The sequence below is a fragment of the Streptomyces sp. NPDC002176 genome (genome assembly GCF_044903645.1).
Classification (GTDB): Bacteria; Actinomycetota; Actinomycetes; order Streptomycetales; family Streptomycetaceae; genus Streptomyces.
In genome coordinates this window covers 499,884-521,954 of sequence record NZ_JBJDQW010000001.1, presented here as the reverse complement: position 1 = coordinate 521,954, position 22,071 = coordinate 499,884, and the positions used below count along the sequence as shown (strand labels likewise).

The window sequence follows — 22,071 nt, the reverse complement described above, 5'->3', positions numbered from 1 at the left end:
CGTGTGCTGTCTGCGCTGTCTGCCAATCCCGTCGTCGTCGCGAGCGGGGGTGGCACTGTGTGTCGCTGAAGAAGGTGCGGCTCGCCGTTGACATGGGGCGGTGTGAGCAACATTGCCGGTATCCGGCGGGCCGCACTACGACTCTGGCACTGGCACTGAGTGCCAACAACCGTGGACGATTGCCAACTTCTGTGAATCTTCGGGCCGCCTTCTGCCAAGGTTGCGAAGGGTCCCGGCGCCCGTGGATCACCTACGCTGAGCGCGGTCGCAACGGGAGGAGCGCACGAGGTGGGCAAGACGTACGCGGGGGCGCGGCTGCGCCGACTGCGCGAGGAACGCCGGATGAGCCAGGCGGAGCTGGCCCGGGTGCTGGCCATCTCGCCCAGCTATCTCAACCAGATGGAGCACGACTCCCGCCCACTCACCGTGCCGGTGCTGCTGAGGCTGACCGAGGCGTTCGGCGTCGATCCGGGGTTCTTCTCCGAGCGCGACACCACCCGCCTCGTAGCGGACCTCCGGGAAGCGCTGGCCGGGGAACTGGCCGAGGGCCGCGTCTCCGCCGCCGAACTGGCCGAACTCGCCGGGCGCACCCCGGCCGTGGCCGAGACCCTCATCAGCCTGGGCCGCCGCAATCAGCGGCTCGCGGAACGCCTCACCGGAGCCACGGACGGCCGCGCCCCGGACCCCGACCAGCCGCGCTCACCCCATGAGGAGATCCGCGACTTCTTCTACCGCCGCCGCAACTACCTGCACGACACCGACCTCGCGGCCGAGGACCTCGCCGCACGCATCGGCATCCGCCCCGGCGAGGTCGAACGTGCCCTCACCGCCCGCCTCGCCGACCAGCACGGCGTCCGCCTCACCGGCGACCCCGGCGACCGGCTGCACCACTACGACGAGCCGACCCGCACCCTCCACCTCTCCACCCGGCTCCGCCCCGGCCAGCGCGCGTTCCGCCTCGCCACCCAGCTCGCCCTGCTGGAGCACGCCGACGGCCTCGACCGCCTCGCCGCCGAGGACTTCGCCCCCGGCACTCCCGCCCACGCCCTGGCCCGCATCGGCATCGCGAACTACTTCGCCGCCGCGCTGGTCCTGCCGTACCGCGCCTTCCACACCGCCGCCGAGGAGGCGCGCTACGACATCGAGCGCCTCACCGACCGCTACGGCCTCGGCTACGAGACCGTCTGCCACCGCCTGAGCACCCTCCAGCGCCCCCGGCTGCGCGGGGTGCCGTTCTCCTTCGTCCGGGTGGACCGCGCGGGCAACATGTCCAAACGGCAGTCCGCCACCGGCTTCCACTTCTCCCGGGCGGGTGGCACCTGCCCGCTGTGGAACGTGTACGAGGCGTTCGCCGCGCCCGGCCGCATCCATGTCCAGCTCGCCGAAATGCCCGACGGACAGCGTTACTTGTGGACCGCACGCGCACTCACCCGGCACCGGGGCGGCTGGGGCGAACCCGGCAAGACCTTCGCCATCGGGCTGGGCTGCGAGATCCGCCACGCCCACCGGCTCGTCTACTCCGACGGCCTGGACCTCGCCAGCGGCTCCGCCGTCACCCCCATCGGCATGGGCTGCCGGGTCTGCGAACGCCTCGACTGCCCCCAGCGGGCCGCCCCGCCGCTCGGGCGCGAGCTGCTGATCGACCAGAACGCCAGCACGTTCGTCCCGTATCCGGTGGTCGAGGAGACCGGCTGAGACCGGGGACAGGGCCGCCGTAGGCAGCAGGCCCTGCCCCCGGCGGGTTCTCAGGCGCCCCAGCGCACGGCGATCGTGTCGCCCACCGCGATGCTCTTGCCACGGGTGGCCGAGGCGAACGACGAACCGTCGACGCTCACCTTCCAGGTGTTGGAGCCGCTGTTGGCCTTGCCGTTGAGCGAGGTGATCTGACCCGTGCCGGACGACGGCGTCACACCGCTGACGCAGCCGGAGGGGGTCGCCGCACCGGTCGCCGCGTCGAGGACCGCGCCGAGGGTGGTCGTGGTGCCGGTCGGGGTGAGGGCGACGGAGCAGACCTTCAGGTTTCCGGAACCGTCGTCCACGGTGAGCGCGAACGAGGTGGCCGTCCCCGCGGTCAGCGACCCCTGCGCGACCCACTGCGAAGCGCCCGAGGTGACCGGCACCGGGGGAGTGGCGGTGAAGCCGCCTCCGGCGACCGCGCGCAGACCGTCGATGGAGGCGTACGCCTGCGGCGAGGTGTCGCTCGGCAGGTACTTGAAGCCGCCGCCCGGGTTGAACTGCTGGCTGATCAGGAAGTCGACCGGGGTCTTGCCCTTGGAGGTGAGGAAGTCGCCGGTCTGTGGGTTGACGCCGCAGGCGTTGAGGCCGGAGACGGCCCAGCCGTTGGAGTCGGTGTTGACGCCGAACATGGCGTTGAACGCACCGGTGTTGGCGATCAGCTTGCCCTTGAGGAACGCCTTGGCCTGCGCGATGTCCGTGTCCGTGTTCGGCACGCCGGAGACACAGAGCGCGGCCATCGCGGCGCCGGTCATGTCGATGTCGCTCGCGGTGGCCAGCTGGGACGGGTCGCCCTCGGCCTTGCCGTAGTTCCAGCCGCCGTCGTCGTGCTGGTTGGCGCGTAGCCGGGTGATCAGGGAGTCGCGCAGCGCCTGGGGGACGCGAGGCTGGGCGGACGTGGTCTTCGCGCCGCCCAGGGCGAGGGCGGCGAAGACGGTCCCGTTGAAGTTGGCGGAGGGGCCGAAGTAGCCGGGTTCGGCGGTCTGCCAGTACCGGTAGACGTCGGCGATCAGATTGCGGGAGGCGGAGACACGTGCGGGGTCGATCCCGGCCGCGTAGGCGTTGAGGGTGGCGCGCTCGTAGTCGGTGACCACGGGGGAGGCGGACGGCCAGGTGCCGGTGGCCAGCAGGTTTCTGTAGACCGTTCTCGCGTTCTTCGTCGTGTCACCGCCCGGAGTGACGTCCACCGCGGCGGTCCCGGCCGCGGCGAAGGCGCTGAACGCCCACTCGTTGGACAGGCCCGAGCCCGCGTACGAACCGTCCGACGCCTGAAGCGACTTGAGGTACGCGACGCCGTTGGTCTTCGAGGTGGCGATCTGGGCCGGGGTGGCGGTGGCCGCGGCGGGCAGCACGGTCAGGGCGAAGGCGCCGCAGGCGGCGGCCGCGGTGAACGCGACGCGGCGGACGGACAGGGGACGGGGCATGGCGTGCTCCAGGAATAGGGGGACGCCGACCGGCCCGAGCGGGTCCCTGACGGGTGCACGCGGCGGGACATGGCCGCCGTCCGGGACGCGTGGACCGACTTCCAACCAACCTGTGCCGTCTGGGCATTCGGGCTCGGCGACGACCAGTCGTCCCCACACCGCTGCGCGTCAGCCCCGGATTCCCACCGGGTTCCCCCACTCGGCAGGGCGGGACAGTACCCGACGCGCGCCCGATCCCGCCACAGTGCGAACGCCTTGACGGGTTCTGTGAACCCGTGTTCCAATCCGCCTGATACGCAACGCAGTTCCAGGGGAAGCCGGTCGAATTCCGGCGCTGACCCGCAACCGTGGGCCCGATTCGTCGGGCGAGCCGGAATGCCTGGAGCGTGATCCACAGCAACAGACGCCGTCGCGGACTACGGCGTGGTGCGACCCGCTCCGCCGCCCGGTGCCTCGTCCCGGCGCGAGGCGTGCGCCACGTGTTCGTTCCCCCGCCTCGGCCACACACCGAGGGGGCCGTGGTGAGGACCATGGGGAGCACGGACGCACACGCACGAAGACGGCCGAGAGCTGTGACGGCCGCGCTGTCCGCGATGCTCGTCACGGCCGCCGCCAGCCTCGCCTTCCTGTCCACCGCTCCGCCCGCCGCCGCCGACCCGCTCGGCGACTGCACCGCGAGCAAGGGCGCCGTCGTCGCCGTCGACTTCAAGCCCTTCGGCGGCAAGGTCGAGCGAGGCTGCGACACCAGCCCCACCACCGGCTACGCGCTCCTCCACGACGGCGGTTTCACCACCACCGGCACCCAGCACGACGGCCCCGCCTTCATCTGCCGCATCGGCTTCGGCACCTTCGACTCGGGCACCCCGTACCCGACCCCGGACCGGGAATCCTGCGTGCTGACCCCGCAGGCCACCGCCTACTGGTCCTACTGGACCGCGTCGCCCGGCCAGCACGACTGGACGTACAGCCAGTACGGCGCGATGGACCGCAAGCTCAAGGACGGTGACGTCGACGCCTGGGTCTACGGCGGCACCGACATCGGCGGCACCAGCGGCAGGCCCGCCTTCACGCCGGACGACGTACGCGCCGGTGGCACGACCACGCCCGACCCCGGCGGCGAACCCACCGGGGCTCCCGGCACGGTCGGCGTGGCCGCCGCCGCCACCTGGCTCAAGGGGCGCCTGACCGACGGCGAACGCGTCGTCGACGACGGCGCCGAAAGCCCGGACTACCCGCTCACCGTGGAAAGCGCCTACGCGCTGGCCGCCGCCGACGGCAAGGGCACCGCCCTGGACAAGGTCACGTCCTTCCTGGCGCGACACGTCGAGGACTATGTGACCCCGGGCGGCAACGGCCAGGCGCCCGAGACGGCGGCCGCCGCCCGGCTGGGCCTGCTCGCGGAGTCCACCGGGGGCGACCCGCGCGCCTTCGGCGGACGCGACCTGATCGCCGACCTCACCGCGCGTGTGTGCACCGCCGCCGCACCCGCCGACGGCTGCACCGCGCGCGGCGACATCCGCGGCATCGGCTACGCCGACGAACAGGCCCGCGCGGTCATCGCGCTGGTCCGGGCGGGCCAGAAACCCCCAGCTGAGACGCTGGACCGGCTCACCCAGGTGCAGTGCGGGGACGGCGGCGTCACCAGCATCCTGATCCAGCCGGGCGAGAACTGCGACGGCGACGCCGCCACCACCGGCCTGGTCGCCCTCGCCCTGAACACGGCGGGCGGCCACACCGCCGCGGTGACGAAGGCCCGCGACTACCTGGCGAAGAACCAGCGGGACGACGGCGCCTTCCCCGGCTGGACCGGATCGGACACCGGCGATGTGATCGCCACCTCCTACGCCGCCCAGGCCCTGCGCGCCCTCGGCCTGACCAAGCGGGCGAACGCCGCCGAAGGCTGGCTGTCCCGCGCCCAGTTGAAGGACGGCGGCTTCGGCTTCGACCAGGCCGCCACCGACTCCACCCTCTACGCCACCCCGGTGGCCGTCCTCGCGGGCGCCCGCACCGACCTCACGGCACTCACCACCAAGAAGGCCGAGCCCACCCCGCCCGCCACCACCACCCCGAGCCACACCCCGGCACCGGAGAAGGGGCCGGACCTCGAGAAGGGCGTCGCCTACCTCACCGGCGCCACCCGGCTCGCCCAGGGCCGGTACTACCCGACCGGCACCGGCTCCGGCCGCGCCGACTTCGGCCTCACCATCGACGGCGCCTACGCACTCGCCGCCACCGGACTGGACAACGCCAGGCTGCGCGGCATCGTCGACTTCCTGGACCAGCGCGGCAAGGACGGCGAAGGCCGCACCGTCGACGACTGGACGGGCATCGGAACCCGGTACGCGGGCGGCGGCTCGATCGGCAAGACCGCGCTGCTCGCCGAGGCCGTGGGCCGCGACCCGCGCGACTTCGCCGGACACGACCTGATCGCCGCCCTCGACAAGGCCGTATGCGCGGCGCCCAGCACGGCGCCGGACCGCTCCTGCGCCGCCAAGGGCGCCTATACCTACGCCCCTTCGGTCTTCTCCCAGGCCCTCGACGTCATGGCCCAGCTGCGCGCCGGGGAGGCGGAGGCCGCCCGGTCCCCGATCACCTACCTGGAGAGCCTCCAGCGGGACGACGGCGCCTGGCCCAGCCTGATCCCGCCGACCGGTGACGCGGACGTCGACTCCACCGCCATCGCCGCGATGGCTCTCGATCTCGCGGGCGGCGACCAGGCCGACAAGGCCGTCGACAAGGCACTGAAGTGGCTCGCCTCGAAGCAGTTGGCCGACGGCGGCTTCCCCGGCGCGGCCGGAGACTCGGTGAACTCGGCCGCGCTCGCCGTACAGGGCCTGTCCCTGGACAAGGCGGAGTACGGGGACGAGATCTCCCGGGCCCTGAAGTTCCTCGCCTCGCAGCAGAACCCCGACGGCGGCTTCAACGTCGCCAAGGAGGGCCAACGCGGCTCCGACCTGCGGGCCTCCACCCAGGCCGTCGGCGGTGCCACCGGCATCTCCTTCGGCACGCTGAAGCGGAGCCTGGACGGCACGTCGGCGCAGCCCACCCCGACGGCCGGCGGCGGTGGCGGCGGTGCGCCGGAGATCGTCACGCCCGGAGACACGACGGGCGGTACGGACGCGCCGAACACCGTGGACGCGAACGGCGGCACGGGTGACGGTGTCCTCGCCTCGACCGGCGTACAGGCGGGGGCGCTCGCCGGGGTCGCCGCGCTGCTGTGTGGCGTTGGCTGGCGCACCGTCGTCCTCGCACGGCGACGTACCGACGCCCTGGAGAAGCGATGAGCACCCGACGGTTCACGCGCGCGACGGCCCGGCTGGTGGCCGCGCTCGGCCTGACCGTCGCCGGGCTCGGTGCGACCGCTGCTCCGGCGGGGGCCGACCCGCAGGCGATGGGCCGCTGCACCACCACCTCCGGGGTCGTCCTCGCCGTGGACTTCAGCCACTGGGGCGGTCCCGTCTACCGGTCGTGCGGCACCACACCGACCACCGGCTACGAGCTGCTCAACCAGGGCGGCTGGCGCACCACCGGCACCGGTCACGACGGCCCGGCGTTCATCTGCCGCATCGGTTACAGCGGTTACCAGAGCGGCAGGCAGTACCCGACCGCCGCCCAGGACGACTGCGTGCTCACCCCGCCCGCATCCGCGTACTGGTCGTACTGGCACGCCGACCCCGGCGCCACGACCTGGACGTACAGCCAGCTCGGCGCGATGCTCTACAAGCCCAGGCCCGGCAGCGTCGACCTGTGGATCTTCGGCGGCACCAACATCGAGGGCACCCAGGGCCGCCCGACGGTCACCCCGGACCAGCTGCGCGCGCACAACGCGAGGCCGAGCGGCACCGGCCGTCCCGCCTCCACCGCCAAGGCCCACCAGCCGCCACCGGGCGTGGACACCGGCCCGGCACCGGAACGGCCTCCCACCGAGGAGGCGAAGAAGCCCACGCCCGCGACCACGAAGCCGAAGCCGTCCAAGAAGCCGGAACCGAGTCCTTCGCCGTCCGCTTCGGCGTCCCCCAGCCCCACCGGGACGGTGAGCGTCACCCCCTCGCCCACGACCAGCCGTACGCCCCAGGTACTCGACGCCAAGCCCGCCGCCGACGCCCCGCACGACACCGGCTCCGTGCTGCCCGTGGTCGCGGGCGCGGCCCTCGTCCTGATGATCGTGGGCGCGGGCGTGTACTCGGCACGCCGCAGACCGCACGAGTGACGCCCGTGGCCCAGACCTCCGTGGACACGACGGCCGCCCGGACCGGTCCGAGGACCGACCAGGGCGGCCGTCGCCTGCCCCGCACCCTGCATCCGCTCGCCTGGTGGATCTGGGCCCTCGCCCTGGCCACCGCCGTCAGCCGCACCGCCAACCCGCTGCTGCTGTTCCTCGTCCTGGCCGTCCTCGGCCATGTCGTCACGGCCCGCCGCACCACCGCACCCTGGGCCCGCGGCTTCAAGTACTACCTGTACCTGGCGCTCACGGTCGTGGCCGTCCGGGTCGTGTTCCGCGCCGTCTTCGCCACCGGCATCACCCCGCACGACCACTTCCTGTTCGCCCTGCCGCACCTCCCCACCCCCGACTGGTACGCGGGCATCCAGATCGGTGGTCCCGTCTCGCTGGAGGCCGTGCTCTCCTCCGCGACGGACGGGCTCCGCCTGGCCTGCATGATGTGCTGCATCGGCGCCGCGAACACCCTCGCCAACCCCAAACGGGCCCTGCGCGTGCTGCCCGGCGCCCTGTACGAACTCGGCGTCGCCGTCACCGTCGCCATCAGCGTGGCGCCGCAACTGGTGCAGAGCGTCCAACGGGTCTCACGGGCACGGAAGTTGCGCGCCGGACGTACCCGAGGGCTGCGGGCGCTGCGCGGCATCGTCGTACCCGTCCTCGAAGACGCCCTGGAGCGCTCGCTGCGGCTGGCGGCCGCCATGGACTCCCGCGGCTACGGGCGCGCGGGCACCGCCACCCGCCGGTCCCGGCGGATCACCGGCGCCCTCATGCTGCTGGGCATGTGCGGACTGTGCGCGGGGGCCTACGGGCTCCTCGACGCGACCGCGCCCGCCTTCCTGGGCCTGCCCGCCATGATGGTGGGCGCGGCGCTGTGCGTCGCCGGACTGCGGATCGGCGGCCGCCGCGTCACCCGCACGACCTACCGCCCCGACCCCTGGCTGCTGCCCGAGTGGACGGTGGCGGGCAGCGGACTGCTCTCCGCCGTCCTGCTCCTCACCCACCTCGGCTACGACGCGGCCCAGCTCAACCCGACCTTCTATCCGCTGACCTGGCCCGAACTGCCGCTGGTACCGACCGCGGCCATCCTGCTCGCCGGGACGGCGGCCTTCCTGGCACCGCCACCGCACGCCCCTCGCACCGAACCGGAAGCCGCCGCCGCGTGATCACCTTCGAACATGTCACCGTCGCCTACGACGAAGCCCCCGCACCGGCCCTGCGCGATGTCGATCTCACCGTCGAGGAAGGTGAGTTGTGCCTGGTCGTCGGGCACACGGGGGTCGGCAAGTCCACCCTTCTCGGCGCGGTGAACGGTCTCGTCCCGCACTTCACCGGCGGCACCCTGTACGGCAGGGTCACCGTCGACGGACGCGACACCGCGCACCATCCGCCCCGCGAACTGGCCGACGTCGTGGGCGTGGTGGGCCAGGACCCGCTGGACGGCTTCGTCACCGACACCGTCGAGGAGGAACTCGCCTACGCCATGGAGCAGTTGGCGATCCCGCCCGGCACCATGCGCAAGCGGGTCGAGGAGACCCTCGACCTGCTGGGCCTCGCCGAGCTGCGCCACCGCGCCCTGCACGAACTCTCCGGCGGACAGCAGCAACGCGTCGCCATCGGCTCCGTCCTCACCGCCCACCCCCGCGTGCTGGTGCTGGACGAACCGACCTCCGCGCTCGACCCGACCGCCGCCGAGGAGGTCCTCGCCGCCGTCACCCGCCTCGTGCACGACCTCGGCGTCACCGTCCTCATGGCCGAGCACCGGCTCGAACGCGTCGTCCAGTACGCCGACCGCATCATCCACCTCCCCGGCGACGGCCACGCCCGCATCGGCGCACCCGCCGAGATCCTGCGTACCTCGTCCATCGCACCGCCGATCGTCGACCTCGGCCGTGCGGCCGGGTGGGAGCCCCTGCCGCTGTCCATCCGCGACGCCCGCAGGAAGGCCGCCCCGCTGCGGTCACGGCTCACCGCACCGGCACCCGTGCGCCCCGCCCCTCGCGCTGACCGGCCCGCGCTGCTCACCGCCCGCAAGGTGACCGTCGCGTACCAGGGCGTGCCCGCCGTGCGTGAGGTGGACCTCGTGCTGCGCGCGGGCGAGGTGACCGCCCTGATGGGACGCAACGGCTCGGGCAAGTCGTCCCTGCTGTGGGCCCTGCAGGGCACCGGTCCGCGCCGCGCCGGAACGGTCGCCGTCACGCGGGGCGCGGGCACGGCGGACCCGCACGAACTGCGCGCCGCCGACGCCCGGCAGCTCGTCGGTCTCGTCCCGCAGACCCCGGCGGATCTGCTGTACCTGGAGAGCGTGGGAGACGAACTCGGCCAGGCGGAGGCCGAGTCCGCGACCGGGGTGAGCGCACGGGCCGTCCTCGACCGGCTCGCGCCGGGCATCGACGACGCCACCCACCCACGGGACCTCTCCGAGGGGCAGAAGCTCGCCCTGGTGCTCGCCATCCAGCTCACCGCCGCGCCGAAGGTCCTGTTCCTCGACGAGCCGACCCGCGGCCTCGACTACCGGGCGAAGAGCGAACTCATCGCTGTGGTGGACGCCTTGGCCGCCGAGGGACGTACCGTCGTCGTCTCCACCCACGACGTGGAGTTCGCCGCCCGCGCCGCCGACCGGGTCGTGGTGATGGCCGAGGGAGACATCGTCGCGGACGGCCCCACCGCCGAGGTGATCGTGGCCTCGCCGGTCTTCGCGCCGCAGACCGCGAAGATCCTGGCGCCGCTGCCGTTCCTCACCGTCGGCCAGGTCACCGCAGCGCTCGACGGCGCGGAACACGAGGGGGCGACGCCATGAACGCCGCCATCCGGCTCACGCCCCGCGTCGGCGTCGTCATCGCCCTGGCCGCGTTCCTGGGCGCCGTCGCCTTCTTCTGGCCGTTCGTCGTGGCCCCCGGCACGTTCGGCTCCCACTTCGCGCCACCACTGATCTTCGGCGTGCTGCTCGTCCTGGTGCTGTGCGTCGTGCTGTCCGAGATCGCGGAGGGAGGCATCGACTCCAAGGCGCTGGCCATGCTGGGCGTCCTGTCCGCCGTCAACGCGGCGCTGCGGCCCCTCGGCGCCGGGACCGCCGGTATCGAGACGGTCTTCTTCGTCCTCGTCCTGGCCGGACGCGTCTACGGCCCCGGCTTCGGGTTCACCCTGGGCTGCACCTCCCTGTTCGCGTCGGCCCTCATCACCGGCGGAGTCGGCCCCTGGATGCCGTACCAGATGTTCGGCTGCGCGTTCGTCGGGATGCTCGCGGGGTTCCTGCCCAGGGCCACCGGCCGCCGGGAGGTCCTTCTCCTGGCCGGATACGGGTCGGTCTCGGGCTACCTCTTCGGCTTCCTGCTCAATCTGTCCTTCTGGCCGTTCTCCCTCGACCCGAACAGCTCCATCGCCTACCTGCCCGGCCTGCCCTTCACCGAGCAGTGGCACCGCTACGTCGCCTTCGACCTGGCCACCTCGCTCGGCTGGGACACCGGCCGCGCCGTCACCAACTTCGTCTGCGTCCTGCTCGCGGGCCCCGCCGTCCTCACCACCTTCCGCCGAGCGGCACGCAGAGCCCGCTTCCGGGCACCGGTCACCTTCGTGCCGCCCACGTCGTGAACGTGAGCCGCGTCCTCCGGGTGACTACAGGGGCTGGACGGTCAGATGCCGGGCGGGATGACGGGGGCCGAGGAAGACGACGAGGCCGTCACCGTCGGCGCAGGGGTGGCTGGCCTGGTGCCAGCCCAGGTGGCGGTAGAACGACATGGCGCGCGCGGACCGCTGGGAGGTCAGCAGCCAGGCCCTGCCCTCCGGACAGTCCCGCGTGACGGCGTCGAGGAGGCGGGCGCCCAGGCCGGTGCCCTGGGCGGACGGGCGCAGGGCCAGTTCGTCGATCTCGAGCGCGCCGCACAGCCAGGCGCTGGTCCGGTCCGGGCCGAGTGCGGCCGCGGCCTGCGCGTAGGAGCGGTCGGTGGGGAACGGCGCGGGGGTGGTCCAGGCGGTGGCGAAGCCGGTGACCTCCTCCCCGGCCACCGCCGCGACGAACCCCGGACGCTCGACGTTCGTGACGAGCCGCGCCGCGAAGGCGTCCGCCTCCGCCTCGCCCTCGTACCAGGGAGGTGCGCTGAAGGTGTCCAGATAGGCCGACCGCAGGGCCGGTCCCAGTTCGAGGAGTTCGGCCCCCGCGTACACCCGGATGCTCATCGCCCCGCACCCGCCAGGGCCGAGCCGGGATGCAGCGCGGCGTACTCCAGCGGCGCCGACGGGTCGATCGACATGTCGAGCGGCGCCGGGCGCGCCCCGGCCCGTACGAGGAGGTCGCCCACGGCGGCGATCATCGCGCCGTTGTCGGTGCACAGCCGGAGCGGTGGCACGCGCAGCTCGATCCCGGCCGCCCGGCAGCGCTCCTCGGCGAGTGAACGCACCCGTGAATTGGCCGCGACGCCGCCCACCACGACAAGTGTGTTCACACCGTGCTCGGCGCAGGCGGCCACCGCCTTGCGGGTCAGCACGTCGGCGATGGCCTCCTGGAGGGAGGCCGCGCCGTCGGCCACCGGCAGCTCACGGTCCGCATGGCTCTCCGCCCAGCGCGCGGCCGCGGTCTTCAGCCCGGAGAACGAGAAGTCGTACGAGCCGGGCAGCGGGCGCGGGAAGGACACGGCGCGCGGATCTCCGTCGCGGGCGGCCCGGTCGACGGCGGGACCGCCGGGATAGGGCAGCCCGAAGACGCGGGCGACCTTGTCGAAGCACTCTCCGGCGGCGTCGTCGAGGGTGTCGCCCAGGTGGAGGATCGGGTCCCGCGCCAGATCGCGCACCAGGAGGAGCGAGGTGTGGCCGCCGGAGACGATCAGCACCATGCAGGGGTCCGGCAGCGGCCCGTGCTCCAGGGTGTCGGCGGCCACGTGCCCGGCGAGATGGTGCACCCCGTACAGCGGCACTCCGAGCGCGTACGCGATCCCCTTCGCACCGGCCAGCCCCACCTGGAGGGCGCCGGACAGCCCGGGACCCGTGGTGACGGCGACGGCACCGATGTCGCCGAGCCGCAGTCCGCCGTCGTCCAGCGCCTGGCGGACGACGGCGCGCAGTGCGTGCAGATGGGCGCGGGAAGCGATCTCCGGCACCACTCCGCCGTAGCGGGCGTGCTCGTCCATGCTCGACGCCACCGCATGTCCCAGCAGGCGCCCGTCACGGACGAGCCCCGCCCCGGTCTCGTCGCACGACGACTCGATCCCGAGCACGATCGGAGAGCCCACGGCCGTTCCCTTCTGCGCTGCGTAAGCTATTGCAAGTAGTGTGCAATAAGAACGCCCCCGACGTGAACACGGCCGTGCGTACGGCCGCGAGGTGCGGGGAAGCGTCGCAGCCTCCGGGCCTTACTCCTCCTCGCTCGCGATCGCGTTGAGCGCGGCGGCGGCCATGGCGCTGCCCCCGCGCCGACCGCGGATGATCAGGTGCTCCAGGCCCGCCGGATGCCCGGCCAGGGCGTCCTTCGACTCCGCGGCGCCCACGAAGCCGACGGGGACGCCGATGACGGCGGCGGGGCGGGGGGCGCCCTCCTCGATCATCTCCAGCAGCCGGAAGAGCGCGGTGGGCGCGTTGCCGACGGCCACGACCGCGCCCTCGAGCCGGTCGCGCCACAGCTCCAGCGCGGCCGCGCTGCGCGTGGTGCCGAGCTTCGCGGCCAGTTCCGGAACGGCCGGGTCCGACAGGGTGCAGAGCACCTCGTTGTCGGCGGGCAGCCGCTTGCGGGTCACCCCGCTGGCCACCATCCGCACGTCGCAGAGGATCGGTGCCCCGGCGCGCAGCGCCTCGCGGGCGCGGGCCACCACCTGAGGCGTGTACGCCAAGTCCCGGACGAGGTCGGTCATTCCGCAGGCGTGGATCATGCGGACCGCGACCTGGCTGACGTCGGCGGGAAGACCCGTGAGGTCCGCTTCCGCGCGGATGGTGGCGAAGGACTGGCGGTAGATGGCCGCCCCGTTCTTCTCGTAGACGTGGGGACTCACCGTGCCGCGCTGCCTTTCTCGCCGCTGCCGTCCGGCTGGTGACTCGGGAGGTCGTCCCCGCAGCCCCGGACCTGGCGGTGAGCATACCCACGCCCCCACCCGCGACCGGAGGTCGGCCTCCGGTCCTAGGACTGATGCCCGATCAGCGGGGCAACTTGTCGCTGATAGCGTGCAACTGCACATCCCTTGCAATTACATCGGAGGACATCGGCCATGGCGGTGTACACGCTCCCAGAGCTCCCGTACGACTACGCGGCGCTCGCCCCGGTGATCAGCCCCGAGATCATCGAGCTGCACCACGACAAGCACCACGCGGCGTACGTCAAGGGTGCGAACGACACGCTGGAGCAGCTGGCGGAGGCGCGGGACAAGGAGTCCTGGGGCTCGATCAACGGCCTGGAGAAGAACCTGGCCTTTCATCTGTCGGGCCACATCCTGCACTCGATCTACTGGCACAACATGACGGGCCAGGGCGGCGGCGAGCCGCTCGACAAGGACGGCGTCGGCGAACTCGCGGACGCCCTCGCCGAGTCCTTCGGCTCGTTCCAGAACTTCAAGGCCCAGCTCACCAAGGCGTCCGCGACGACGCAGGGTTCCGGCTGGGGCGTCCTCGCCTACGAGCCGCTCAGCGGGCGCCTCATAGTCGAGCAGATCTACGACCACCAGGGCAACGTCGGCCAGGGCTCCACCCCGGTCCTGGTGTTCGACGCCTGGGAGCACGCCTTCTACCTGCAGTACAAGAACCAGAAGGTGGACTTCATCGAGGCCATGTGGGAGGTCGTCAACTGGCAGGACGTGGCCAAGCGCTACGCCGCCGCCAAGGAGCGCGGCGACAGCCTGCTGCTCGCGCCCTGACCCGCACGGGCGTACGGCGGACGGCACCTCCCTCTCGACACGTGGGGGAGGTGTCGTCCGTCTTCGGCGTTCTGTCCGGTTGTTGCTGTTAACGTGCATTTGCATATCACAGGCAATAACAGCGGAGGACGTTCGCAATGGCGCTGTACACGCTCCCGGAACTGCCGTACGACTACGCGGCGCTCGCCCCGGTGATCAGCCCCGAGATCATCGAGCTGCACCACGACAAGCACCACGCCGCCTACGTCAAGGGCGCGAACACCGCGGTGGAACAGCTCGCCGAGGCCCGGGACACGGACTCCTGGGGCTGCACCAACGGTCTGGAGAAAAACCTCGCGTTCAACCTCTCCGGCCATGTCCTGCACAGCATCTACTGGCAGAACATGACCGCCCCGCACGAGGGCGGCGGAGAGCCCCTGGCGCAGGACGGCCTGGGCGACCTCGCCGACGCGATCGCCGAGTCCTTCGGCACGTTCGAGGGCTTCAAGACCCAGCTGACCAAGGCCGCAGGCACCACACAGGGCTCGGGCTGGGGCGTGATGGCGTACGAGCCGCTCAGCGGCCGCCTGATCGTCGAGCAGATCTACGACCACCAGGGCAACGTGGGTCAGGGCTCCGTCCCGGTGCTGGTCTTCGACGCCTGGGAGCACGCCTTCTATCTCCAGTACAAGAACCAGAAGGTGGACTTCATCGAGGCCATGTGGCAGGTCGTCAACTGGCAGGACGTGGCGAAGCGCTACGCCGCCGCCAAGGAGCGCGGCGACGCGATGCTGCTGCCGCAGCACTGAGCCGACTCCCGCGGGCGTGCCCCGGTCGCCGCCGCGGCCCGTAGTGGTGAGAATCGGGGCATGCCCGCACACACCCCGCCCGAGAAGACGCCCGACGGGCACTTCGTCGTCATCGGCGGACGGCGCTGGCGGGCGACGGACCCGGACGTGCCCGAGGACATCGCGGCCCGGCTGCGTCGGCATCTCATGGCGGCGCGGCGGGCCGTCCGCGCGGCCGGGGACCAGGACGCCGAGCGTGCGGCGCGCGCCCGCGTGCAGCGGGCCAAGGTCGCGCTGGGGGAGCGGGGGACGCCGTGGTGGGTGGAGTCCGGGGAGCGGCGGCGTCGGCGGTGGGAGGAGGGACTCGCGGGGCTCGACGCCGATTTCCCGGAGTGACGGGCCTCCACAGAGTTTCGACAGAGTCGGTTCCTACGGTGCTGCCCTCCCATCCCCGACCGGAGGTCTCACCACGATGAAGCGACATCGGCTGCTCGGCGCCCTGGGGGCCGCGGCCCTCTTGCTCGCCGCCTGCGGCGCACCGGGAAGCACCGAGGCGCGCGGCGACACGGCCACCGCCCTGAAGAAGCCCAACATCGTCTTCGTGCTCACCGACGACCTGGCCACCAACCTCGTGCAGTACATGCCGAACGTGAAGCAGTTACAGCAGGACGGCACCTCGTTCACCGACTACTTCGTCACCGACTCCCTGTGCTGCCCGTCCCGTTCCTCGATCCTGACCGGCAAGTACCCCCACAACACCGGGGTGTTCACCAACAACGGTGACGACGGGGGATACGGGGCCTACAACCGCAACGGCAACGAGAAGGACTGCTACGGCCCGGCCCTGCGGAAGGCCGGCTACCGCACCGGCTTCATGGGCAAGTACCTCAACGGCTACCTCCCCGCCGACCAGCACGGCACCGACAAGCCCTACGTCCCGCCGGGCTGGGACGAGTGGGACGTGGCGGGCAACGGCTACCCCGAGTTCAACTACAGCCTGAACGAGAACGGCAAGGTCGTGAAGTACGGCCACGACCCCGAGGACTACCTCACCGACGTGGTGTCGAAGAAGGCGACCAACTTCATCGACTCCTCGGCGGCGGCCAAGAAGCCCTTCGTGCTCGAACTGGCCACCTTCGCCCCGCACGGCCCCTCCACCCCCGCGCCCCGCGACGAGAAGGACTTCCCCGGCCTCAAGGCACCCCGCACCCCCGCCTACGACAAACCCTCCGAGCCCACGCCCCAGTGGCAGAGCGGCCTCAAGCCCCTCTCCGCCGACGAACAGCGCTCCATCGACCAGAAGTTCGCCAAGCGGGCCCGCTCCGTGCAGGCCGTGGACGACATGATCGGGCGCGTACGGGACGAGCTGAAGGCGAAGGGGCTCGCGGACAACACGTACATCGTGTTCAGCTCCGACAACGGCTTCCACATGGGCGAGCACCGGCTGCGCCCCGGCAAGCAGACCGCGTACGACACCGACATCCGGGTGCCGCTCGTCGTCGCGGGACCGGGCGTGGCCGCGGGCAAGAAGATCACCCAGCCCGCCGCGAACGTCGACCTCAGCCCCACCTTCCAGGACCTCGCCGGGGTGAAACCGAGCGGGACGACCGACGGCGACAGCCTCGCTCCGCTCCTGCGCGGCGAGCAGGTGACCGACTGGCGCCAGGCGGTGCTGATCGAACACCATCACCCCGCCTCCAAGAAGGACGACCCCGACGCGGCGGACGACAACAGCGGCAACCCGCCCTCGTACGAGGCCATCCGCACCCCGGACGCGCTGTGGGTCGAGTACGCGGACGGCGAGCGCGAGTACTACGACACCAAGAGCGACCCGGACCAGCTGCACAACCGGGCGTCCTCGCTGTCCAAGGCCCAACAGGACGCGCTGCACAAGACATTGACGGATCTTCAGAAATGCGAGGGCGCCGAGGCGTGCCGGAAGGCCGGACACATCGAGCGGTGAAAGGCAGTGCCGCCGAGGTGACTGGCGCACCCCTTCACGGGCATCAGGTCTGTGTTCCGGAAGACCTCACTCACCCGAACGGGAGCACATCGTGCTGGCCATCATCTCGGCGGTCCTCTTCTTCATCGCCTTCCTCATCAACGCGGCGGACATCTCCACCAACGACGTCTTCAGCTCGACCAACATCATGCTGATCGGCCTCGCCGTGCTGGCGCTGCACGTCGCGGGCATCGGCGCGGGCTGGAACACCCGCGGCCGCAGACGCTGAAACCTCCGCGCCGGGCGGTCGAGCGGTGACTCGGCCGCCCGGCGCGGCCATGCCGAACTCATGTGCGTTCCTTACCCGGTCACTGCATGAGCGCGGCGGCAGCGGTTACCGGGAAGCACATGGTGCGTTTCGGGGCCGTGGGTCTCCTTCTGATCGGTGCCGCGGCCGCGGCCGCCGCCGCTGTCTTCGCGTCCCCCTGGTGGTGGTTCGCCGCGGGCGTCCTCGGGGCCCTGGGCCTGCTGGGCGGCTACGACCTCCTCCAGTGCCGTCACACGGTGCTGCGGAACTACCCCGTGCTCGGCCACGCCCGCTACCTCCTCGAAGCGATCCGCCCGGAGCTCCAGCAGTACTTCGTCGAGCGCAACTTCGACGGCCGCCCCTACGACCGCGACACCCGCAACATCGTGTACGAGCGGGCCAAGGGCATCGACGCCGAGGAACCCTTCGGCAGCGAGCGCGACATGTACCAGCAGGGCTACGAGTTCCTGGTCCCGTCGATGGCCCCCGTGGACACCCCGGACACACCGCCCAGGGTCCGGATCGGCGGCCCCGACTGCGCCCAGCCCTACGACATGGCCCTGCTCAACGTCTCCGCCATGAGCTTCGGCTCCCTCTCCGCCAACGCGGTCCTCGCCCTCAACACCGGTGCCGCGCGCGGCGGTTTCGCCCAGGACACCGGCGAAGGCGGCCTCTCCGAGTACCACCTGCGCCCCGGCGGCGACCTCGTGTGGGAGATCGGCACGGGCTACTTCGGCTGCCGTACCGAGGACGGCGGCTTCGACGCCGAGAAGTTCGCCGAGAAGGCGGCCCACCCCTCGGTCAAGTGCGTCTCGCTCAAGCTCTCCCAGGGCGCCAAGCCCGGCATCGGCGGCGTCCTGCCCGGCAGCAAGGTGAACGCCGAGATAGCCGAGGTGCGCGGGGTCCCGCAGGGGGAGACGGTGATCTCACCGCCGTACCACCGCGCGTTCCACACCCCGCGCGAGCTGGTCCGCTTCCTCGCTCGGATGCGGGAGCTGGCGGGTGGCAAGCCGGTCGGGTTCAAGCTCTGTCCGGGCTCGCGCACCCAGTTCCTCGCCGTCTGCAAGGCCATGCTGGCCGAGGGGATCACCCCCGACTTCATCGTGGTCGACGGCGCCGAGGGCGGTACGGGCGCCGCGCCGCTGGAGTTCGCCGACCACCTCGGCATGCCCCTCACCGAAGGGCTGATCACCGTCCACAACGCCCTGACCGGCGCCGGACTGCGCGACCGCATCCGGGTCGGCGCCAGCGGCAAGGTCGCCACCGGCGCGGACCTCGTCAAGCGGCTGCTCATGGGCGCCGACTACACCAACGCGGCCCGCAGCATGATGTTCGCCGTCGGCTGCATCCAGGCCCAGCGCTGCCACACCAACCGCTGCCCCACCGGCGTCACCACCCAGGACCCGCGCCGCGCCCGCGCCCTCGACGTCCCCGACAAGTCCGACCGGGTCCGCCGCTACCAGGAGGCGACCGTCCGCAGCGCCCAGCAGATCATGGCCGCGATGGGCGTCACCGACCCGAAGGACCTGCGCCCGGAGATGCTGCGCCGCCGCGACACCCCGACCGGCGACTTCCGCTCCTACGCCGGGCTCTACGACTGGCTGGCCCCCGGCGAGCTGATCGAGCGGCCGCCCGCCGCCTGGGCCGCCGACTGGAAAGCAGCCGACCCGGACCGTTTCGCCGGCTGAACCGCAGGCACTCGTACCGGTACGGCGGCACACCGTCCGCCGTACGACCGCAGCGGGCCGCGAGGGCCCGTGGAGAGGACACACCCCATGGCCCGCACCGTCGCCCGTCTGTTCGTCGACACGCTGGAGGAACTCGGCGTACGCCAGGTGTTCGGCGTCGTCGGCGACGCGCTCAACCCCTTCACTGACGCCATCCGCACCTCCGATGCGGTGTCCTGGGTGGGCTGCCGCCACGAGGAGGCGGCGGCCTTCGCGGCCGGTGCCCAGTCCCAGCTGACCGACACGCTCGGGGTCTGCATGGGCACGGTCGGTCCCGGCTCGGTCCACCTGCTGAACGGCCTCTACGACGCCGCGAAGAGCGGCACGCCGGTCCTGGCCATCACCGGACAGGTCCCGCAGGCGGAGATCGGCACCGACTACTTCCAGGAGGTCGACAACGACCTGCTCTTCAAGGACGTCGCCGTCTTCCGCGCCACCGTCACCTCGCCCGCGCAGCTGCCCGCGCTGCTGGAGGTCGCGGTGCGCACCGCCGTCGGGCGCCGTGGTGTCGCCGTACTCACCGTGCCCGGCGACATCGGCGACCAGGAGCTGCCCGATGACCGGCCGGTCCGGCTGTCGCTGACCGGCTCCGCCAACCGGCCGGACGACCCCGCGCTGGACGAGGCCGCCTCCGTGATCGACGACGGCGGCAAGGTCACCCTGCTCGTCGGCCGGGGAGCGCGCGGCTGCCGTACGGAGGTGCTCGCGCTGGCCGAGCGGCTGGCCGCGCCGATGGTGATCACCCTCAAGGCCAAGGAGGGCTTCGAGGGCGACAACCCGTACCAGGTCGGCCAGACCGGCCTCATCGGCAACCCGGCCGCCGCCCACGCGATGGACCACGCCGACACCCTGGTCCTGCTGGGCACCGACTTCCCGTACCGCGACTGGTATCCGGAGGGGAAGAAGGTGATCCAGATCGACCGGGTCGCCGAGCACATCGGGCGCCGGGTGCCGGTGGACGTCGGACTCGCGGCGGACGTCGGCCCGACCGTGCGCGGACTGCTGGAGCGCGTCGAGCAGCGCACGGACCGGGACCATCTCGACTCGGCGCGCGAGAAGTTCACCAAGTGGCAGGACGGACAGCGCGACCTCGCCTCGCCCGGCCACGACAGGGGACTCCTCGGCAAGGTCCGCTCCAAGTTCGACAACCGCTCGCACCTCGTACGGCCCGAGGCGCTGGCCGCCGCCGTGGACGCCGCCGCGGACGAGGACGCCATCTTCACCTCCGACACCGGCATGGCCACCGTATGGCTCTCCCGGTTCGTGGAGATGCGCGGCGACCGCCGTCTGCTCGGCTCCTACAACCTGGGCTCGATGGCCAACGCCATGCCGCAGGCGATCGGCGCGCAGATGCTCGACAAGGACCGGCAGGTCGTCGCCTTCTGCGGCGACGGCGGGCTGTCCATGCTGCTGGGCGACCTGATGACCATCCGTACCGAGCGGCTGCCGGTCAAGCTCGTCGTCTTCGACAACCAGCGCCTCGGCATGGTCAAGCTGGAGCAGGAGCAGGCGGGGCTGCCGGAGTTCGGCACGGTCCTCGACAACCCGGACTTCGCGGCCGTCGCCCAGGCCCTCGGCATCACCGGCATCCGGGTCACCCGGCCCGAGGAGCTGGCCGACGCGGTGAAGCGCGCCTTCGCCGAGCCGGGACCCGTCCTGCTGGACGTGCTCACCAACCCCGACGAGATCGCCGTCCCCGGCAAGACGACCGTCCAGCAGGGCTGGGGGTTCGCCATCGCCAAGGTCCGGGAGAACCTGTCGAGTTCGACCCGCTGAACAACGCCGGACGGCGGCGCCCGGTGGAGAACACCGGGCGCCGCCGCTCATGGCCGGGCCGGGGCTACCGGCCGCGACAGGGACGCGTCGCCGTCAGCGCCCGAAGGCGAGGACGCTCCGCTCGTACTGGTGCAGGGCCTGGCCGAGGCCGAACCAGGTCGCGGGCCAGGTGGCGACGAATATGCCCCAGCGGTCGGCCCGCTCCAGACCCTGCCCCTCCACCTTGCGCGAGGTGAACCAGGAGGCGATGGACAGGCCGATGGCCGCACAGGCCACCGTGTTGGCGTGCTCGCTGCGCAGACCCTTGTCGTACAGGAACTTGATGATCATGACTCTCCCTCACGGGTTGGACGACACCTGCACCACGTTCCGTGGCGGCCGTGCGGGGCGCACCCGGTGTCGGGCAAACGAGTGACGCCGAGCGGGGGAGAGAGGCACGGCGGGCGCGGGTCGGCCCCGCGGGGGTAGGAGGTGCAGGGTTCCCCTGCGGCCCCCCGCGGGGCCGACGTACTCCCTGGTACCCCGGCAAGGGCGGCGATACGCCCGATCCCGGACATGACGAAGCGGCCCGGCCGATTCCGGCCGGGCCACTTCGCTACGCGGGCGCGCTCTACCAGCGGTACCAGCGACCCTTGCGGCCGCCGCTCCCGGCGGGCCGCACGATGAAGCCGAGCAGCCACACGACGAGCACGATCACCGCGATCCACCACAGCGCCTTGAGCGCGAAGCCCGCACCGAAAAGAATCAGAGCCAGCAGAAGAACCAGAATCAGGGGAACCATTTTTATCGACCTCCTGGCCGCCGAATGCCCGCATCCTCGCCGCACACACACCTGAATCACATCCGGTTCACGGGGTTTACGAACCGGAGAAGTGGCCATCCGCCATCTCGTCAGGCAACAGCGGCACAGCGAAAGGTGAGCGGCATGAGCGCCAGCGAGAAGGCCAAGGCCACGACCGAGCAGGCGAGCGGCAAGGTCAAGGAGGCCGCGGGCCGCGGGGTGGGCAACGAGAAGCTGACCGCCGAAGGCCGCGCCGAGCAGGCCACGGGCGACGCCCGCCAGGCCAAGGAGAAGCTCAAGGACGCCGCCAAGGACTGATCCGGCGGCCCGCTCCGGACGAACGGCGTGCGGCGGAACCGGCACCGATCGAGGTGCGAGGTTCCGCCGCGCGCCGTTCTTTCGTGCCACAGAATACAGAATTCCGAAATCGTTTCCCGTTCGTCACCGACGGTGGTGTGAAATCGTGACGCCAGTCCATTCTCCGCCCAGAGTATTTCCCCGGCGAATTCGTCGCGTTCCGCGGGCGAGCACCCCGTCCGGTGTCTTCCCGGCCGCTGCGCCTAG

The 22,071-nt window shown here is 71.9% G+C and carries 20 protein-coding genes and 2 riboswitches; of the genes, 14 read left to right on the top strand and 6 right to left on the bottom strand.

Features of this window, described 5'->3' with window-relative positions:
• The first annotated feature begins 288 nt into the window (after nt 1-288).
• Nucleotides 289-1,695, top strand: coding sequence for a short-chain fatty acyl-CoA regulator family protein (locus ACI2LY_RS02295; protein WP_404705437.1), 1,407 nt, complete (start codon nt 289-291; stop codon nt 1,693-1,695).
• Nucleotides 1,696-1,745: 50 nt separating this feature from the next.
• Here the strand turns inward: ACI2LY_RS02295 and ACI2LY_RS02290 are convergent, their stop codons facing one another.
• Nucleotides 1,746-3,158: a hypothetical protein gene (locus ACI2LY_RS02290; RefSeq protein ID WP_404705436.1), complete on the bottom strand. Its 1,413-nt coding sequence runs from the start codon at nt 3,156-3,158 to the stop codon at nt 1,746-1,748.
• A gap of 121 nt (nt 3,159-3,279) precedes the next feature.
• Nucleotides 3,280-3,354, bottom strand: a riboswitch (cobalamin riboswitch).
• 115 nt (nt 3,355-3,469) lie between these two features.
• A riboswitch (cobalamin riboswitch) is annotated at nt 3,470-3,538 on the top strand.
• A gap of 150 nt (nt 3,539-3,688) precedes the next feature.
• On the opposite strand from ACI2LY_RS02290, the gene ACI2LY_RS02285 reads away from it, so the two are divergent.
• Genes ACI2LY_RS02285 through ACI2LY_RS02265 form a run of 5 tightly spaced genes read left to right on the top strand, consistent with a single transcriptional unit; the run spans nt 3,689 to nt 10,965 of the window.
• Nucleotides 3,689-6,442: a prenyltransferase/squalene oxidase repeat-containing protein gene (locus ACI2LY_RS02285; RefSeq protein WP_404705435.1), complete on the top strand. Its 2,754-nt coding sequence runs from the start codon at nt 3,689-3,691 to the stop codon at nt 6,440-6,442.
• The gene (locus ACI2LY_RS02280) at nt 6,439-7,368 is read left to right on the top strand and encodes a hypothetical protein (RefSeq protein WP_404705434.1); all 930 of its coding nucleotides are present in this window, start codon (nt 6,439-6,441) and stop codon (nt 7,366-7,368) included. The genes ACI2LY_RS02285 and ACI2LY_RS02280 overlap by 4 nt, the downstream gene beginning before the upstream one ends.
• The gene (locus tag ACI2LY_RS02275) at nt 7,365-8,540 is read left to right on the top strand and encodes an energy-coupling factor transporter transmembrane component T (protein ID WP_404705433.1); all 1,176 of its coding nucleotides are present in this window, start codon (nt 7,365-7,367) and stop codon (nt 8,538-8,540) included. Before ACI2LY_RS02280 ends, ACI2LY_RS02275 begins: the two co-directional genes overlap by 4 nt.
• Nucleotides 8,537-10,174, top strand: coding sequence for an ABC transporter ATP-binding protein (locus ACI2LY_RS02270; protein WP_404705432.1), 1,638 nt, complete (start codon nt 8,537-8,539; stop codon nt 10,172-10,174). Before ACI2LY_RS02275 ends, ACI2LY_RS02270 begins: the two co-directional genes overlap by 4 nt.
• Nucleotides 10,171-10,965, top strand: coding sequence for an ECF transporter S component (locus ACI2LY_RS02265; protein WP_404705431.1), 795 nt, complete (start codon nt 10,171-10,173; stop codon nt 10,963-10,965). Before ACI2LY_RS02270 ends, ACI2LY_RS02265 begins: the two co-directional genes overlap by 4 nt.
• A 24-nt stretch (nt 10,966-10,989) precedes the next feature.
• Here the strand turns inward: ACI2LY_RS02265 and ACI2LY_RS02260 are convergent, their stop codons facing one another.
• From ACI2LY_RS02260 to ACI2LY_RS02250, 3 genes are all read right to left on the bottom strand, one after another.
• Nucleotides 10,990-11,550, bottom strand: coding sequence for a GNAT family N-acetyltransferase (locus ACI2LY_RS02260; protein ID WP_404705430.1), 561 nt, complete (start codon nt 11,548-11,550; stop codon nt 10,990-10,992).
• Entirely contained in the window at nt 11,547-12,599 is a 1,053-nt protein-coding gene (gene tsaD, locus ACI2LY_RS02255; protein ID WP_404705429.1) for a tRNA (adenosine(37)-N6)-threonylcarbamoyltransferase complex transferase subunit TsaD, read from the bottom strand. Before tsaD ends, ACI2LY_RS02260 begins: the two co-directional genes overlap by 4 nt.
• Before the next feature lie 120 nt (nt 12,600-12,719).
• The gene (locus ACI2LY_RS02250) at nt 12,720-13,352 is read right to left on the bottom strand and encodes a precorrin-8X methylmutase (protein ID WP_404705428.1); all 633 of its coding nucleotides are present in this window, start codon (nt 13,350-13,352) and stop codon (nt 12,720-12,722) included.
• 213 nt (nt 13,353-13,565) lie between these two features.
• On the opposite strand from ACI2LY_RS02250, the gene ACI2LY_RS02245 reads away from it, so the two are divergent.
• From ACI2LY_RS02245 to ACI2LY_RS02215, 7 genes are all read left to right on the top strand, one after another.
• The gene (locus tag ACI2LY_RS02245) at nt 13,566-14,207 is read left to right on the top strand and encodes a superoxide dismutase (RefSeq protein WP_404705427.1); all 642 of its coding nucleotides are present in this window, start codon (nt 13,566-13,568) and stop codon (nt 14,205-14,207) included.
• Nucleotides 14,208-14,344: 137 nt separating this feature from the next.
• Nucleotides 14,345-14,995, top strand: coding sequence for a superoxide dismutase (locus ACI2LY_RS02240; RefSeq protein ID WP_404705426.1), 651 nt, complete (start codon nt 14,345-14,347; stop codon nt 14,993-14,995).
• Nucleotides 14,996-15,055: 60 nt separating this feature from the next.
• The gene (locus ACI2LY_RS02235) at nt 15,056-15,370 is read left to right on the top strand and encodes a hypothetical protein (RefSeq protein WP_404705425.1); all 315 of its coding nucleotides are present in this window, start codon (nt 15,056-15,058) and stop codon (nt 15,368-15,370) included.
• 76 nt (nt 15,371-15,446) lie between these two features.
• Nucleotides 15,447-16,937 (top strand): sulfatase-like hydrolase/transferase, encoded by a 1,491-nt coding sequence (locus ACI2LY_RS02230; RefSeq protein WP_404705424.1) that lies wholly within the window; start codon nt 15,447-15,449, stop codon nt 16,935-16,937.
• 91 nt (nt 16,938-17,028) lie between these two features.
• Nucleotides 17,029-17,205 (top strand): hypothetical protein, encoded by a 177-nt coding sequence (locus tag ACI2LY_RS02225; protein WP_388998269.1) that lies wholly within the window; start codon nt 17,029-17,031, stop codon nt 17,203-17,205.
• A gap of 119 nt (nt 17,206-17,324) precedes the next feature.
• A complete protein-coding gene (locus ACI2LY_RS02220; protein WP_404705423.1) occupies nt 17,325-18,911 on the top strand; it encodes an FMN-binding glutamate synthase family protein in 1,587 nt (528 codons plus the stop codon).
• Between the two features lie 87 nt (nt 18,912-18,998).
• Complete coding sequence (locus tag ACI2LY_RS02215) at nt 18,999-20,726, top strand: thiamine pyrophosphate-dependent enzyme (protein WP_404705422.1); 1,728 nt, start codon at nt 18,999-19,001, stop codon at nt 20,724-20,726.
• A gap of 93 nt (nt 20,727-20,819) precedes the next feature.
• Here the strand turns inward: ACI2LY_RS02215 and ACI2LY_RS02210 are convergent, their stop codons facing one another.
• Nucleotides 20,820-21,056 (bottom strand): hypothetical protein, encoded by a 237-nt coding sequence (locus ACI2LY_RS02210; RefSeq protein ID WP_404705421.1) that lies wholly within the window; start codon nt 21,054-21,056, stop codon nt 20,820-20,822.
• A gap of 280 nt (nt 21,057-21,336) precedes the next feature.
• Nucleotides 21,337-21,507: a hydrophobic protein gene (locus ACI2LY_RS02205; protein WP_404705420.1), complete on the bottom strand. Its 171-nt coding sequence runs from the start codon at nt 21,505-21,507 to the stop codon at nt 21,337-21,339.
• A 144-nt stretch (nt 21,508-21,651) separates the two neighbouring features.
• On the opposite strand from ACI2LY_RS02205, the gene ACI2LY_RS02200 reads away from it, so the two are divergent.
• Nucleotides 21,652-21,825, top strand: coding sequence for a CsbD family protein (locus ACI2LY_RS02200; RefSeq protein ID WP_135784856.1), 174 nt, complete (start codon nt 21,652-21,654; stop codon nt 21,823-21,825).
• Nucleotides 21,826-22,071 lie beyond the last annotated feature (246 nt).

Excerpts from the sequence above, each read along its gene's own strand:
- ACI2LY_RS02290 (WP_404705436.1), bottom strand. The coding sequence starts at position 3,158 with ATGCCCCGTCCCCTGTCCGTCCGCCGCGTCGCGTTCACCGCGGCCGCC.
- ACI2LY_RS02285 (WP_404705435.1), top strand. The coding sequence starts at position 3,689 with ATGGGGAGCACGGACGCACACGCACGAAGACGGCCGAGAGCTGTGACG.
- ACI2LY_RS02280 (WP_404705434.1), top strand. The coding sequence starts at position 6,439 with ATGAGCACCCGACGGTTCACGCGCGCGACGGCCCGGCTGGTGGCCGCG.
- ACI2LY_RS02265 (WP_404705431.1), top strand. The coding sequence starts at position 10,171 with ATGAACGCCGCCATCCGGCTCACGCCCCGCGTCGGCGTCGTCATCGCC.
- ACI2LY_RS02260 (WP_404705430.1), bottom strand. The coding sequence starts at position 11,550 with ATGAGCATCCGGGTGTACGCGGGGGCCGAACTCCTCGAACTGGGACCG.
- ACI2LY_RS02245 (WP_404705427.1), top strand. The coding sequence starts at position 13,566 with ATGGCGGTGTACACGCTCCCAGAGCTCCCGTACGACTACGCGGCGCTC.
- ACI2LY_RS02240 (WP_404705426.1), top strand. The coding sequence starts at position 14,345 with ATGGCGCTGTACACGCTCCCGGAACTGCCGTACGACTACGCGGCGCTC.
- ACI2LY_RS02235 (WP_404705425.1), top strand. The coding sequence starts at position 15,056 with ATGCCCGCACACACCCCGCCCGAGAAGACGCCCGACGGGCACTTCGTC.
- ACI2LY_RS02230 (WP_404705424.1), top strand. The coding sequence starts at position 15,447 with ATGAAGCGACATCGGCTGCTCGGCGCCCTGGGGGCCGCGGCCCTCTTG.
- ACI2LY_RS02220 (WP_404705423.1), top strand. The coding sequence starts at position 17,325 with ATGGTGCGTTTCGGGGCCGTGGGTCTCCTTCTGATCGGTGCCGCGGCC.
- ACI2LY_RS02215 (WP_404705422.1), top strand. The coding sequence starts at position 18,999 with ATGGCCCGCACCGTCGCCCGTCTGTTCGTCGACACGCTGGAGGAACTC.
- ACI2LY_RS02210 (WP_404705421.1), bottom strand. The coding sequence starts at position 21,056 with ATGATCATCAAGTTCCTGTACGACAAGGGTCTGCGCAGCGAGCACGCC.
- ACI2LY_RS02205 (WP_404705420.1), bottom strand. The coding sequence starts at position 21,507 with ATGGTTCCCCTGATTCTGGTTCTTCTGCTGGCTCTGATTCTTTTCGGT.
- ACI2LY_RS02200 (WP_135784856.1), top strand. The coding sequence starts at position 21,652 with ATGAGCGCCAGCGAGAAGGCCAAGGCCACGACCGAGCAGGCGAGCGGC.